Here is a 12,898-nt window from a genome sequence, read left to right as displayed (position 1 = left end):
CCAGTGCTGCCGCAAACACGAAAAAGACCGCTTCCGGTACACGGAAACGGTCTTCGGGAATCAGGACGGCGCAAGCGCGGGGTTCGGGTAATGCTCCATCCGCTCAAGCGAACCGACGAAAAACTGCTCGACCAGCTTCTTGCCGGGCAGCGGATGGCCTTCGGCACCTTTGCCGTTGGAGCGGGTGCCGATCGAAGGGTCCTGAATCACTTCCGTGATGTCTTCGATCGCGCTGCGATTGCCCTGCCCGTCGACCCAATAATATTCGTCTTCGGCCTTTCCGCGCGCAGGTTCCGGCGTCGACGTATCCAGCGTGCCGTCGCTGCCGATTTTGAAGATCCCTTTGCCGTCTTCGAGCGGAATTTCGGGTGCGCCGGCCTGGTCGAAATCGATCAGGACCCACCCTTCATAGCCTTCGGGAATGAGGTAGACGCTGGCCGGACGCCGCTCCGAACAACCGACCGTCAGCACAAGCAGCAGGCCGATCCAGATGATTGCTATTTTTTTCAAAACAAACGCTCCTCTTATTGAATAGTGGAAGCCGTTTCCTTGTATAATGAAGCCAGCTCTATTCATACAGACGCTTGAAGATCGCAAAAAGTTCGACTATTCGAATCATGGAGGGATCCGAGATGAATCAACCGCAAACGAACCCCAAAGTCGACGCTTTTCTGGAACGGGCCAGTCAGTGGCAGAGCGAATACGCGAAATTGAGAAGTCTGGCGCTGGACAGCGAAATGACGGAAGACTTGAAGTGGGGCCAGCCGTGTTACACGATCCAGGGCGGCAACGTCGTACTGATCCACGGATTCAAAGAATACTGCGCGCTGCTGTTCATCAAAGGCTCGCTGCTGCAAGACAACGAACAGATGCTGATCCAGCAGACGCAGAAAGTGCAGGCGGGCCGCCAGCTGCGTTTTCGCAATCTGGAAGAGATCGAGCAGCAGGAAGAACGCATCCGGGCGTATATCCGCGAAGCGATCGGGATCGAACGCGCCGGCCTCAAGGTTGAGCTGAAGCCAAGCGAGGAGGTTGCGATCCCTTTGGAACTTCAAGCTCGCTTCGACGGCAGTCCCGAGCTGAAGACGGCGTTCGAAGCGCTGACACCGGGCCGCCAACGCGCGTATCTGCTGCATTTCTCCGAACCGAAGCAGTCCAAGACCCGCGAAGCGAGAATCGACAAGCACGCGCCGCGGATCATGCAGGGACAAGGAATGAACGATCGGTAAAAGCGCCACCGGTTCCGCTGGAAGGTTACGGTTCTTTTTTCAATCCAATCCTGTCAGAACAGGGTGCACGTCCGCGGGGAAATCATTTTCATGGAAGCAGCTTCCGTTTGGATCAGGATAGGCGGTCGGAATCGACAGCGCTTTTCTCTTATATCTAACCATACATATGGAGTGCTTTAAAGTTGAGAAGTGCGCCGAACATCCGTTAGAATGGGAAGGAACCAACCTTTTAGGACGTTTGCGCAAGCGTCTCGGTGGGTCTGTACCGCCGTTTACGCAAACGCCTTCACCATTCGAAGGAGGCTGACATGCTGAATACCATGCTCGGAAGATTCAAACTGATCGGGTACATGGAAGGGGTCTCGTTTCTGCTGCTGCTTCTGGTGGCGATGCCGCTGAAGTACGCCGCGGGCGTCGATATGGCCGTGACGATCGTGGGAGCGGCGCACGGCGCGCTGTTCGTGCTGTACATTCTGGCCGCGTTCCACGCGTTTATCGCACTCAAGTGGGGCATGACCAAGTTGTTCTGGGCGCTCGTCGCGTCCGTCCTGCCGATCGGCACTTTCGTGTTCGAGTCGTATTTGAAAAAAGAGATCCAGGCGGGCCGCGCTTACGCGACGCCGGAAGAAGCTCGTGGACTGCGGCGGGCGGGGTAAGCATACCTAAGTTCCCCGAATGAGAGCCTTGAGAAGGATTTTCCTCTTGAGGCTTTTTTGTATGGACATTCATAGGTGTCAAATTCAAATCGGGTAATAGACGGGGAAGAAGAGAGGCGCAAAATGCAAACGGCAGTAAAAGAAATAGGGATCATGGCGGTTGTCATAGCGGTTATCATTGCAGGGTTGGCGTTGATGTGGTTTATATTCTTGTCGATTAACGATAAAACCATGAAAGAAGTCGAAGAGAAAAACCGTCAAGAAACCGAACAAAGCAGGCAGGTTACGGTGGATGGAAAGTATGAATATTTTTTTATTTGGTTGGAAGACTAACGGACAGTCCACGTGCATATTTATAGATTGAATACAACGCCCCAATTAAAAGACGAAATAGAAACTTTCGAAGTAAACATGAAAACAGAGACGGCAAAAAGATGGAATGATAAAGGCCCGAATTACCAGAGGGGAGTGAGTTTTTGATGCTGGATTATTTGAAAAAGCATGCCGGAAAGGCATACAGAGAAATTCATTTGATCCTAACGTCTCCGCATTTTTTGTTTTCTAATGATCCTACGCTCATTCAAAACGAAGTTAACCATAACTATACGTATATACATGGGTTCAACAGATTGATTAAACATAATCGAATATCGTCGGAGAAGTTGATGGAAGCTTTTTCATACCTTGAGCAAGAAATCATGAAGTATCTCAAAAAGCACTACAAAGACAAGGACTTTGTATTTTATTTGAATGCAGACGTCTTGGTGCCGGCATTTAGAGTGACACTGGTTTCTTATTACGGCGATCAGGATTTGAAAGAAAGTAGTTCGTTGCCTGAACTGATCGATTGGTATAAAGAAAATGCTTATTTTAACGGATTAGAAATTGTAGAGCCAGAGACTGATGAAGAACAGACGGAATCGGAATCAGATATAATCCCCATTGTAGTCAAGCGGTATATGAAGCTGATAAATACCTAGTTGGAATCTCTAACAGACGGGTAACTTGACTTGACGTAATATTCACGCTGCGGGTATATGCCCTGGGTCCAGTATACATAGGGTCGTGAATATAGGAACGTTATACAAAAATTCAGAGAAGAAAAAAAGTAGTTAGGGTTTCCTAACTACCATATATTTAAAATCAATATTCAATTGTAAAGTCGATAAAAAATCCACACCTAGAATCCCATCAAAACCATAAGGTTCTTTTGTCTGTCCAAGCTGAACGACAAAATTATCTAGTACATGATGATTCAAGGTCAATGAATGAATAGACTGCTGAAATGAAAGTTCACTTTGACCCCCAATTCCATACATTCGCACAGCACGACCTTTTACTGGATCAATGGTTAAACCTGTAGGTTCGATTAAATCAATATCAAAGATTGTGACTGCACAACCTGTATCCAATAATACATTAGAAGCAAAACAGATTCATGTTGATAAGCGAATAAAACTTCAATGATAGGAAGTCCGTTAACTAATCTTATTTTCATCGAAGACCTCTAATTCCAATAAACGCTTGTTCTTGAACTTCGATGTTCTCGTTGACGGTATGAAAGATATAATATTCGCGTGAAGGTTCGGAAGAATGCTGTTTTTTGTAAGCATCCCAAGCAAGCTTAGTATCTTCGTAATCATTAATGACAGAGAATTCTTCGATATTACGCATGTTATTAGCTGAGTAGGCTGAAATTGCTTCAACAAGAACCCAACGATTCGGAAACTGAATTCTAGCTTCAGACCATTTCATATCCTTTCCTCCCTTGATTCTTTACCTTTAATTGTACGGAGAATAAAGAGTAAGAGCAATGAAGAAGTTTAGGCATAGTCAAAGGAGTCTGATCGTGAAGGAGTAAAAAATATAATTGATGAGAATATGATTAATTGGATTGACTCAGGTGAAATCGCAATGGATGATCACGCTTATAACCTATACCCTGGAGAACAAATAGATTCCCCTTCTCCTACAATTAATGCTTGTAGTTTAGGATTCAATGGGCGTGCTAACAAAACTGATGTAGGTGTTACAGCAGGGCATTGTTTAAATGGAATATGGTATGACAAATCTGATGGTCCTTTATCTATTGGTAGTATGTTTAACGCTAATAATAGCTCTAATACTACTTACGATACAGGTTATATTACCTATTCTAGTATTATTGTTCCAAGCGTTTATTTGAACGGAAGTTCCTTGACGATAGGAACTACTGATTATGCGGGTTACTATAGAGGAATAGGAGACAGTGTTAGAATCCATGCTCTTCATGGCAACGGACAGAGTTATGCTCCTGTAAAGGTACTAGACACTTCTTTTACAATAGCTGGACAACCCTATGATCTGGTTGCTACAGAGGTTCCACGTGAAGCACAGTATGGAGATAGTGGAGGGTTAGTATATAGTCTAGCTAATAACGGCAAGAAAAACTATGCTCGTGTTGAAGGGATATTTAAAGGAACTGCTACGGATGCAAATGGTTATCCCATATACGGGTTATTTTCTAAATACAGTCACGTATACAATGGTTTAGGCATGTCAGGTGTATATACGGATACAACGTTTTAATCAATCAATAATTGCTTATTAACAATTAGATTTAAATAAAAGAGCTGGCGATAATAACTTATCGTTTCGGCTCTTTTTATAATCTTATAAAATATATATTCAAATAGTCTAGTACCTTGTCAACACTAAAGGTAAGGTTACACCCGCTTGAAACGCATCTGAAGCGTACACATTTCAAGCAGGTATAAACCTCTGATTAAGAATTGACAAGGTACTCGTACTCTGTACCAAATGAAGGTAAGGTTACGCTCGTCCAAAACGCGCTAGACCCATGCGCGTTTCGTCCAAACGTAAACCTACTATTTGACCTGATACAGAGTACTAGGGCGTGTACGCAAACTCCGCTGGAAGCAGATTTTGCTGAATTTTCGTTCTCGGCAAGGAACTTTTTCGAAGGCGTGCCGGAGCACGTCAAGGAGAAGTGACGCAGTAGAGGGCGAAAAGGTAGCAAAAGATGCACGTCGTTGAGTTTGCGTACACGGTCTAAATAGACAGGAAGCAACATTGAAACTTAAATACTTTATTTACGAATTATTTTGATATCATCTGCTGTTGCTTGAGCAGGGTAAGAAAAATCAATACTACCTTTAATTTTAAATTCTACTTCATAACCTATTTCAATCTTTTCGTAAATATTTTTCGGAATAGCAAGAAAAATGGCATTAGGCTTGTTCTCATTTAATATTTTTTCAACATTATTTATTTTTAAATCTTCTTTATTGGCATCTTGAGTCACTAAAATGCGTTCATTTTCCTTTAAAATTACAATACCATGCTGTTGATCCCAATTTTCTGCAGGTGAGTTTGCAGACTCTTTATTATTTGACTGACACCCCACTAGAAATGTCATCATTAAAATAAAAATAAAACTATATTTTATCAAAATTATTCTCTCCTTCAAAATGGATTTGTAATTTAATTATATTAGGAAAGGTAAAAGATGCATCGTTTAAATCTAAAATTTAATAAATGATTCAATTTTTAGGAGGTAATTGATTGTATTTAAAAGAACTGTGGCAATAAGAAATTTTGAATTTAATATTCTTATTGGATAAGCGGCTTCATATAACCTAATATTCACGCTTCGGGTATATGCCTTGGGTCCATAGAAAAGATTAAGCGTTTTAAAGTTTTGCGTTATACTATGAATTAAGAACAGGAGGCGATTAATAATGAGTCTGGAACAAAAATTGATTAACGACTTTTTGTCTTTGCCCCAAGAAAAACAAATGGAAGTCATTGATTTTGTTGAGTTTTTAAAGACAAAAAGCACACCTCAGACAGAGTCTATAATGGACGATATCATTAATGAAAATTTAGAAGCGCTTAAAGAACTCGCCAAATGAAAATGATTACCGTTGACCAATTGCTGATCTATCATCAAAAGATTATAAAGGCGACTGGTGGAGCGAATGGAATCAGGGATCAAGGCTTGCTAGAAAGTGTATTGGGTAAAGTTGAACAAACCTTTGACGGTAAAGAACTGTACCCGGGGCTTACAAGGAAAATCGCTGTCGTGGCTTTCTCTTTAATCAAAAACCATGGATTTGTGGATGGAAATAAACGGATCGGAGTAGCCGTTATGCTACTTTTACTCCGATTAAACGGATATTCTATTCGATATAGTCAAGACGAACTCGTTCAATTAGGGTTGGGAACAGCAGAAGGCAAATTGAATGAAAAAGATATCGAGGAATGGATTGTAAGGCATCGGGAATAAAGCTCGATGTCTTATTCTATATCTTCTTGAATATTCAAAGAAGACTAGTAGAACGCATAACGTAATATTCATGCTGCGGACATTCGTCCTTGGACCGGCATGCGCCGAACACTCAGCATACGCTGGAGCGTGAATACAGGAACGTTAGCTGAAATGTATCAAATCTTATATAAGAAAGGACTCTAAAAAATGAATACCAATGAAATCAGAAAATGGATTGATATGAATCATTTATTGGATCAAGCCATCCAAGGATTCTGGATTTGTATGGATAATTACATAGAAGAAGAATTATCCGAATTTGAAGAACTGTTTGGTGAATATAACAAAGAGGATATACAGATATCTTTTGAAAATTATGCATTAAGGATATTTGCTCCAGATGTTATGGAGAATCTTACAGAGAGTAGAGAATATCTAGAAGTTTATCTTCGTATTGAGTATTCAAAGAGGAGAATTGGATACTACAAAATGTTATTCGATTTTAATAGGGACTCGTTTGATGATTTTTTAGTTTGGGATTGGAAAGAATGGGCGATATATCAACGACTTGAATTACTAAAAGAACTAAAAACAGAACTACATGCTGTAAAAACAAAAGAAATTGAAATGGAAAGCCTAAATGAAGTTCTCGATACCATGATTGAAAGAATTAGAGAGAACATGAAAAAATAAATTTTGATTGCATTCTCAAAGAAGAACGCACGTTATATAACATCATATTCACGCTGCATGCATACGCCCTTGGCCCGGCAGTCGCCGGATACCCGATGTGCGTCGGGTCGTGAATACAGAAACTTTTGCTAATTCAGCTTTATTTTTCAACTCGTAGTTTGTATAAAATGGGGTGAAAAGAATAGACACTCATAAGAAGCAAGCCGCTCAATTAAACAAAGCAGGATTAAAATTGGCCCAAGAAACCCATTTTGAAGAGGCAATTATCTACTTTCAAAAAGCGTTACAACTATATCCAAACCGCGCAACCCTCTATTACAACATAGCGAATACGTTAGCAGACTTGGATCGGCATGAAGAAGCCATTATCTTTTTTGAACAAGCTATAGAATTAGAGCCAAACAACCCTAAGTATATGTACAATAAGGCGAATTCTTTGTCATTTTTAGGAGAGTCGCTTGAGGCAATTTCCTTGTATGATTTAGCCATAAATATTGCCCCTCATCTCAGCTCTCTACACTTCAATAAAGCTAATGTATTAAGGGATCTAAAGAAATTTGATGAATCTTTGGAATTCTATAACAAAGCGATAGAAGCAGAACCCAATCATGCCTCTGCCTATTTTAATAGAGCTATTGTGTTGAAGGAACTTGAATTAGATCAGGCTGCAATCGAAAGCTATAAAAAACATATAGAAATTGTTCCTGATGACGATGAGTCTCACTACAATATAGGAAATCTTCTTTATGAAAATAATTTTTTTTATGAAGCATTGGAGCATTTTGATAAAGCGATTGAATTGAACCCGAAAGATGTAGATTATCACTATAATAAAGGTATGGTGCTGACAAAAATAGGCGAGATTCAAAAGGCTAAAGAAAGGTTCGAATTTTATCGAAAGCTGATTGCAGAAGTTGATAAGTCAAATTGACTCAAACATAAAAACTATATATGAAAAATACAAAAATCTGATGAGAAGGGTGACTCACTTGAAAAAAGGCCTTATTGTACTGTTGAATGGAACTTCAAGTTCGGGTAAAACCAGCCTCTCTACTGAACTGATCAATCAAAAAGAAATTCTTTTTCATCATTTAGCAATAGACGATTTTTTTAATAATTACAATCAGTTGGTTAACAGTAAACTTCCGAATGAACTCCCGCGAGAAATCGATCATCAAGCGGTCTCGCAAATCGTTGACGATTCTATCATCGCTATGTACTATTCGACCGTTAAATTGTTTTCGGAAATGGGTTTGAACGTCCTTGTAGACACGGTCATCGACAATGATGAACGGTTTGACAAGTGTCTGGAAGTGTTTGCTGAGCAGCCCACATTGTTCGTAGGCGTACTATGCTCGAAAGAAGAACTCACGAGAAGAGAACAAATCAGGGGAGATCGAAACATTGGATTGGCAAGGTCTCAATTTGAGAAGGTGTATCGTTTCACTGAATATGACCTTGAAATAAATACGGAAGAGTTGAATCCAACAGAGTGTGCCAAAGCAATTTTGAGTTTTATCAAGTCTGATAAAGAATGCTTGGTATTTAAGCAATTAAATAAAAGAGAGAAAAGGATAAAATCATGAACCTTATCTTGGATAAATGGAATTCCCCTAGGCTTACGATATCGGATTTAAAAGAAGACGAAATTCCAGTGGTACAAGATCTTTATGAGACAAGTCAGTATATGAATCAGTGGGATGGCCAAAGCTACAATCCAGAACATATCAAAGATTGTTTATTTAACGGAAATCTGCCTCCGGGCGGTAAACTAGAAAATTATAGAATACAAACGATTCGAAATAAAGAAGACCAAAAAATAATAGGGATATTGAGTGTATACCATGGTTACCCGTCTACAGATTCGGTATATCTTGAATTTTTGTATATAGATAAAAATATTCAAAAACAAGGCTTTGGACAAGAAGTAATCCATCAGTTTGCAGAAGTAACAACGGCTTTAGGTTATAAAGAAATTCGGATCAACGTAGCCGTGAAAAATTGGCCGGCTCTGAAGTTTTGGATTAAATCGGGGTTTAATCATGCAAGCGGGATTTATGGCGATAATGAATTTTCGGAAACGACTTATGCAAATTTGGAGTTAGTAAAGATATTGTGAGACATTCAGGCGCAGCCTATAAACCTTATAAATTGGATGTGATTCGTTGAATACATATACAATTCGCGAAATGGACCTGGGTGATTATTCGAAAGTTTTTGCTCTTTGGTCACATACCGAAGGTATGGGATTAAGTGATTCTGATTCTGAGGCATCCATTTCCAAATTCTTGAAAAGGAACGAAGGACATAGCTTTGTATGTACGGATGGAGAAGAAATGATCGGTACAATTCTGTGCGGCCATGATGGCAGAAGAGGGTTTCTGTATCATGTGGCCGTTTCAACAGAACATAGGAAAAACGGAATCGGAAAAAGACTCGTTGAAAGTGCTTTGGACTCTTTGACAAAATCAGGCATCATTAAATGTCACCTCATGGTTTTCGCAAACAATAAAGCAGGCAATCAATATTGGAATGATACAGGATGGATTAAAAGGGATGATATTCTGATCTTTTCAAAAGATACATAGGGAATAAGATCGGGAATAGGGTCCTTACCCTTTTTAACCGACATCAAGGACCGTGGGAAGTACATCAAGTTGAGAGTAATCCAGGGGCGCAGGTGTTTTGGAAAAGAGTAATTAATGAATACACGAAAGGTCAATTTGAAGAGCGCATAGAGAACGGGAAGACCATACAGACGTTTATGAGCTAATTCGAGAAGACAGATAAACCAAGCATATATCCAAAAGATTGGCCTACATTTTCAATCCATAAATTTTAAATCTTGTTTGGAACCGCACGAGTATCTATACGCGTTGGATTGGCAGCATGAATCCTTTTATTATTCTCCATATTTGCAAGAAAAGTTTCCGAGAATATCATTTTACCCTGATGGGGATTACTATTTATTTTTGAAGAAGGCCAAAGGTTTTTGGTGGAATAATTCGAAGAGGCGGATGAACTTCATATAGCCTAATATTCACGTTGCAGACATTCGCCCTTGATCCAACATCCATCGTTCCAGGGAATGTAAACGTCTAAGTAAAGTAAAGAACGAGGAGGCAAACATTGCATGGGAGCAACAAATGTATGGGATGCGGAGTAGGAGGTTGACGAAGAGCAGGTGCGGACGCTGATCGGCACACAATTCCCGCAGCTGTCCTCGAAGCCTGTAAAGCGATTGGGCTGGGGTTGGGACAACACGGTTTTTCTCATCGGTGACGAGTATGTGTTCCGGTTTCCAAGAAGAACGTTTGCAGTCGGCTCGATTCGCATGGAAGGGAAGCTGCTGCCCAAGCTGGAAGCCTATATGACTATTCCCTATCCGAAACCGTTGTTTTACGGGGAAGCAAGTGACGCATACCCGGCGCCATTTCTTGGCTATGCCCACGTGCCGGGAGATTTCCCGATCGGTTTGACGGAAGAACGCCGGGCTTTATCGGCAGAAACGCTGGCGAAGTTTTTGCGGAGATTGCATGAGTTTCCGGTGCAGGAGGCGCTAAAATGCGGAGTTCGGCAAGACCATCGAAGCTTAACGGATATCGCGGCGCGCAAAGTGAAATTGGAAGGTTTTCTGTCGAAGAGGGTTGGACACCTGTCGCCGGAGGAATCCGGTGTGATCGAAGCGTATATGAGCAGGCTGCAAACGGACCGTGTCGAGGCGGTGGATGCACTGCTGCATGGCGATCTTCATTTCAAAAATATGCTCGTAAATAAGAACGGGATCGTTGCCGGCATCATTGATTGGGGCGATCTGAGTATAGGCCATCCGGCTTGCGATCTGAGCGTGGCGTACAGCTTTTTACCACCATACGCTCGCGGCGTGTTTTTCGAAACGTACGGAGGAGCGAACGAGGAAACGAAGCTGCTGGCGCGGCTGATCGCGGTATACATCCCTGTACTGATCTTGATGCAAGCGGTCGATGACGGGAACGAAGCGATTGCGGTAGAAGCGAAATCCAATATTATGCGAGCACTGTCGGATTAGGCTTATGATGAGGAGAAATGTAATTGATGGGAATGGATGATTTTCACGAAGCCTTAACCTATGTAAACGAGAAATTTTATAAGCCCAACCATTTGATCATCGAAGATATTCAAGCCGAAAGCCAAAATGCAAAATATGGGGCGGGCAGATTCCGTATCCGTTCTACAACGGTTAGATTCAGGGTAGCCAAGCAAACGCCCAAGAAGATCGGTCAATTCGTCGTCTGTTGGGAAAAAGGTAGCGACAACAAAAATCAAGCCTACTCTTATGAAAAGGCTGCTGATTTGTTGGTCATTAACACCTTCGGAAGTCACGACGAGTTTGGGCAGTTCATTTTCCCGAAAGATCTATTGGTCAAACAGGGTATCCTCAAAACGGAGTCTTCCCATGGAAAAATGGCCCTCAGAGTCTATCCGATTTGGGATACGCCTATCAGTAAGCAAGCTATAGACACGCAGAAATGGCAGCTGCCCTATTTTGTACAACTGAATCAAGGTTCTTCTTCACAAATAAATTCCTATATACAGTAACCATTCGTCAATCGAAACGTTTATAAGAAGATGGCGACGTTATATACAAAGGCGGGGATTTCAATGGGCAGCTTGTTACTCACTTCTTGCGGTTTTGGTACGGAAGAGATTAAAAATCAATTTCTGGATCTTATCGATCGAGAAATCTCCTCATTAAAAGTCGCGATCCTTACAACAGCCTCGCCGACGAGAAATCATAATCGATATGCGCAGCGGGCCATGCAGGAGTTCAAGGACATGGGCTTTCGGCATATCGATTTTGTCGATATCGAATTCGATGATCCGCAGATTCTGATGGATCAAGACGTTATCTATATCAACGGCGGCAATCCATTTACGTTACTGTATCACGGCAGGAAAAGCGGAGCCGATCAAATCATGCAAAGACGGGCTGCCCAGCATGTCGTCATAGTGGGAGTGAGTGCCGGAACGTTATGGCTGGGGCCGGATATTAACCTTGTCCATGTCTTTACTCCACAGATGAATACAATGGGATTAACGGATTTTCAGGCATTGGGGATCTTCAACTCGCCTATTTTTCCTCACTATGATCGGGAAGACTTATTCCCAGATGCGGAAGGTCGCACGATAGAAGAGAGAATCTCCGTATTCGAATCCGAGGAGAACTGTAAGGTGACGAGGCTCAGAGACGAACAATGCTTCTCCATCCAACTTCAAAAGGATGTGTCGATTTGAGTTTATTTCCTGTGACGTACTCGCTTTTGTCCAAACAAGCCCTACTCTCGCATATTAAAGACCAGTATGAATTTCAAGCCCCTTTGCAGCTACAATAGTTCCTCAGAGGCATGAACGACACCTATATCTTGGAGACCGGGTCGGGCCCATACCTATTGCCAAAAAAGACGGGACTTTCATCAACGAATTTGCTGTCACCGAAGGCGTAAAGTACGGAGTGATGTTCAGTTTTGCGGAAGGTCGGGAAAAGCCGATCCATCACGTGGAAAACAGTTATCTGTTCGGGGAATCCGTGGCTCAAATGCATACAGCGACCGGGCATTTCCAAAGTGAACACGCAAGAGATTCTCTGGATTTGGAGTTTTTGATGGACAGACCGCTTGAACTCATTCAATTACATATGCAGCATCGTCCGGAAGATTACCATTTTATTTGCGAAAAAATGTCCGAATTAAAGAAGCAGCTGGCGGCGAAGATCGAAGCAGGGCTGGATTGGGGCATTTGTCACGGGGACTTGCATGGCAACACGAATACAGCCTTTACGGACGACGGAGTGTTAACCCATTACGATTTCGATATTTCGGGGTATGGGTGGAGAGCTTACGATATCGCAGCGGTTGCTCTATTTGTCGTATTGAGACAACTGTGGCTGTTTGGTTTATGTTTTAGCGAATCGGAGCTGGTAGGGGGCGCCGACTTTGAAGAGGGCTTTATCGACAGTAAAATGGAGTATTTCAGGAAAGTCGTTTTTTGATCTTTTATCGTTTTTTTAGCGT

The 12,898-nt window shown here is 42.0% G+C and carries 21 protein-coding genes; 17 read left to right on the top strand and 4 right to left on the bottom strand.

Features of this window, described 5'->3' with window-relative positions; genetic code table 11:
* Window positions 1-60: 60 nt before the first annotated feature.
* Window positions 61-510, bottom strand: a complete 450-nt coding sequence (locus tag FFV09_RS05625; protein WP_141446847.1) for a DUF6843 domain-containing protein — start codon at window positions 508-510, stop codon at window positions 61-63.
* Window positions 511-632: 122 nt separating this feature from the next.
* Between FFV09_RS05625 and FFV09_RS05620 the strand changes: the two genes are divergently transcribed.
* The 4 genes from FFV09_RS05620 (at window position 633) to FFV09_RS05605 (ending at window position 2,865) form a co-directional block, all read left to right on the top strand.
* Window positions 633-1,229, top strand: coding sequence for a YdeI/OmpD-associated family protein (locus FFV09_RS05620; RefSeq protein WP_141446845.1), 597 nt, complete (start codon window positions 633-635; stop codon window positions 1,227-1,229).
* Window positions 1,230-1,537: 308 nt separating this feature from the next.
* Window positions 1,538-1,885, top strand: a complete 348-nt coding sequence (locus tag FFV09_RS05615) for a DUF3817 domain-containing protein (RefSeq protein ID WP_141446843.1) — start codon at window positions 1,538-1,540, stop codon at window positions 1,883-1,885.
* 123 nt (window positions 1,886-2,008) lie between these two features.
* Complete coding sequence (locus tag FFV09_RS05610; protein WP_141446841.1) at window positions 2,009-2,218, top strand: hypothetical protein; 210 nt, start codon at window positions 2,009-2,011, stop codon at window positions 2,216-2,218.
* 146 nt (window positions 2,219-2,364) lie between these two features.
* Window positions 2,365-2,865 carry a hypothetical protein gene (locus FFV09_RS05605; protein ID WP_141446839.1) on the top strand — a complete coding sequence of 167 codons (501 nt, stop codon included), beginning with the start codon at window positions 2,365-2,367 and terminating at the stop codon, window positions 2,863-2,865.
* 132 nt (window positions 2,866-2,997) lie between these two features.
* Here the strand turns inward: FFV09_RS05605 and FFV09_RS24535 are convergent, their stop codons facing one another.
* Both FFV09_RS24535 and FFV09_RS05595 read right to left on the bottom strand, forming a co-directional pair.
* Complete coding sequence (locus FFV09_RS24535) at window positions 2,998-3,297, bottom strand: pepsin/retropepsin-like aspartic protease family protein (protein ID WP_170314948.1); 300 nt, start codon at window positions 3,295-3,297, stop codon at window positions 2,998-3,000.
* 82 nt (window positions 3,298-3,379) lie between these two features.
* Window positions 3,380-3,640: a hypothetical protein gene (locus FFV09_RS05595; RefSeq protein ID WP_141446837.1), complete on the bottom strand. Its 261-nt coding sequence runs from the start codon at window positions 3,638-3,640 to the stop codon at window positions 3,380-3,382.
* Between the two features lie 159 nt (window positions 3,641-3,799).
* Here FFV09_RS05595 and FFV09_RS05590 point away from each other — a divergent pair, with 159 nt between their 5' ends.
* Window positions 3,800-4,453 carry a chymotrypsin family serine protease gene (locus FFV09_RS05590; protein ID WP_141446835.1) on the top strand — a complete coding sequence of 218 codons (654 nt, stop codon included), beginning with the start codon at window positions 3,800-3,802 and terminating at the stop codon, window positions 4,451-4,453.
* A 520-nt stretch (window positions 4,454-4,973) separates the two neighbouring features.
* On the opposite strand, the gene FFV09_RS05585 is transcribed toward FFV09_RS05590, so the two are convergent.
* Complete coding sequence (locus tag FFV09_RS05585; RefSeq protein ID WP_141446834.1) at window positions 4,974-5,336, bottom strand: DUF3221 domain-containing protein; 363 nt, start codon at window positions 5,334-5,336, stop codon at window positions 4,974-4,976.
* 289 nt (window positions 5,337-5,625) lie between these two features.
* On the opposite strand from FFV09_RS05585, the gene FFV09_RS05580 reads away from it, so the two are divergent.
* The 12 genes from FFV09_RS05580 (at window position 5,626) to FFV09_RS05520 (ending at window position 12,876) form a co-directional block, all read left to right on the top strand.
* A complete protein-coding gene (locus FFV09_RS05580) occupies window positions 5,626-5,799 on the top strand; it encodes a DUF2281 domain-containing protein (protein WP_141446831.1) in 174 nt (57 codons plus the stop codon).
* Window positions 5,796-6,173: a type II toxin-antitoxin system death-on-curing family toxin gene (locus tag FFV09_RS05575; protein WP_141446830.1), complete on the top strand. Its 378-nt coding sequence runs from the start codon at window positions 5,796-5,798 to the stop codon at window positions 6,171-6,173. Before FFV09_RS05580 ends, FFV09_RS05575 begins: the two co-directional genes overlap by 4 nt.
* Window positions 6,174-6,362: 189 nt before the next feature.
* Entirely contained in the window at window positions 6,363-6,848 is a 486-nt protein-coding gene (locus FFV09_RS05570) for a hypothetical protein (protein WP_141446828.1), read from the top strand.
* Window positions 6,849-7,020: 172 nt separating this feature from the next.
* On the top strand, window positions 7,021-7,779 hold the full coding sequence (locus FFV09_RS05565; protein WP_141446826.1) for a tetratricopeptide repeat protein: 759 nt from the start codon (window positions 7,021-7,023) through the stop codon (window positions 7,777-7,779).
* Between the two features lie 58 nt (window positions 7,780-7,837).
* Window positions 7,838-8,434, top strand: coding sequence for a chloramphenicol phosphotransferase CPT family protein (locus tag FFV09_RS05560; RefSeq protein ID WP_141446824.1), 597 nt, complete (start codon window positions 7,838-7,840; stop codon window positions 8,432-8,434).
* Entirely contained in the window at window positions 8,431-8,967 is a 537-nt protein-coding gene (locus FFV09_RS05555; RefSeq protein ID WP_141446822.1) for a GNAT family N-acetyltransferase, read from the top strand. Before FFV09_RS05560 ends, FFV09_RS05555 begins: the two co-directional genes overlap by 4 nt.
* Before the next feature lie 46 nt (window positions 8,968-9,013).
* Window positions 9,014-9,436: a GNAT family N-acetyltransferase gene (locus tag FFV09_RS05550; RefSeq protein WP_246098486.1), complete on the top strand. Its 423-nt coding sequence runs from the start codon at window positions 9,014-9,016 to the stop codon at window positions 9,434-9,436.
* Between the two features lie 198 nt (window positions 9,437-9,634).
* The gene (locus FFV09_RS24070; RefSeq protein ID WP_141450355.1) at window positions 9,635-9,880 is read left to right on the top strand and encodes a DUF2716 domain-containing protein; all 246 of its coding nucleotides are present in this window, start codon (window positions 9,635-9,637) and stop codon (window positions 9,878-9,880) included.
* A gap of 152 nt (window positions 9,881-10,032) precedes the next feature.
* Complete coding sequence (locus FFV09_RS05535; RefSeq protein ID WP_246098484.1) at window positions 10,033-10,896, top strand: phosphotransferase; 864 nt, start codon at window positions 10,033-10,035, stop codon at window positions 10,894-10,896.
* A gap of 32 nt (window positions 10,897-10,928) precedes the next feature.
* Complete coding sequence (locus FFV09_RS05530; RefSeq protein WP_141450354.1) at window positions 10,929-11,426, top strand: MepB family protein; 498 nt, start codon at window positions 10,929-10,931, stop codon at window positions 11,424-11,426.
* Between the two features lie 63 nt (window positions 11,427-11,489).
* On the top strand, window positions 11,490-12,122 hold the full coding sequence (locus tag FFV09_RS05525) for a Type 1 glutamine amidotransferase-like domain-containing protein (RefSeq protein ID WP_141446820.1): 633 nt from the start codon (window positions 11,490-11,492) through the stop codon (window positions 12,120-12,122).
* Window positions 12,123-12,342: 220 nt separating this feature from the next.
* Window positions 12,343-12,876, top strand: a complete 534-nt coding sequence (locus tag FFV09_RS05520; protein ID WP_246098542.1) for a phosphotransferase — start codon at window positions 12,343-12,345, stop codon at window positions 12,874-12,876.
* Window positions 12,877-12,898: the final 22 nt, after the last annotated feature.

This window comes from Saccharibacillus brassicae (assembly GCF_006542275.1).
GTDB classification, from domain to species: domain Bacteria; phylum Bacillota; class Bacilli; order Paenibacillales; family Paenibacillaceae; genus Saccharibacillus; species Saccharibacillus brassicae.
This window is presented reverse-complemented; position numbering and strand designations above follow the sequence as displayed.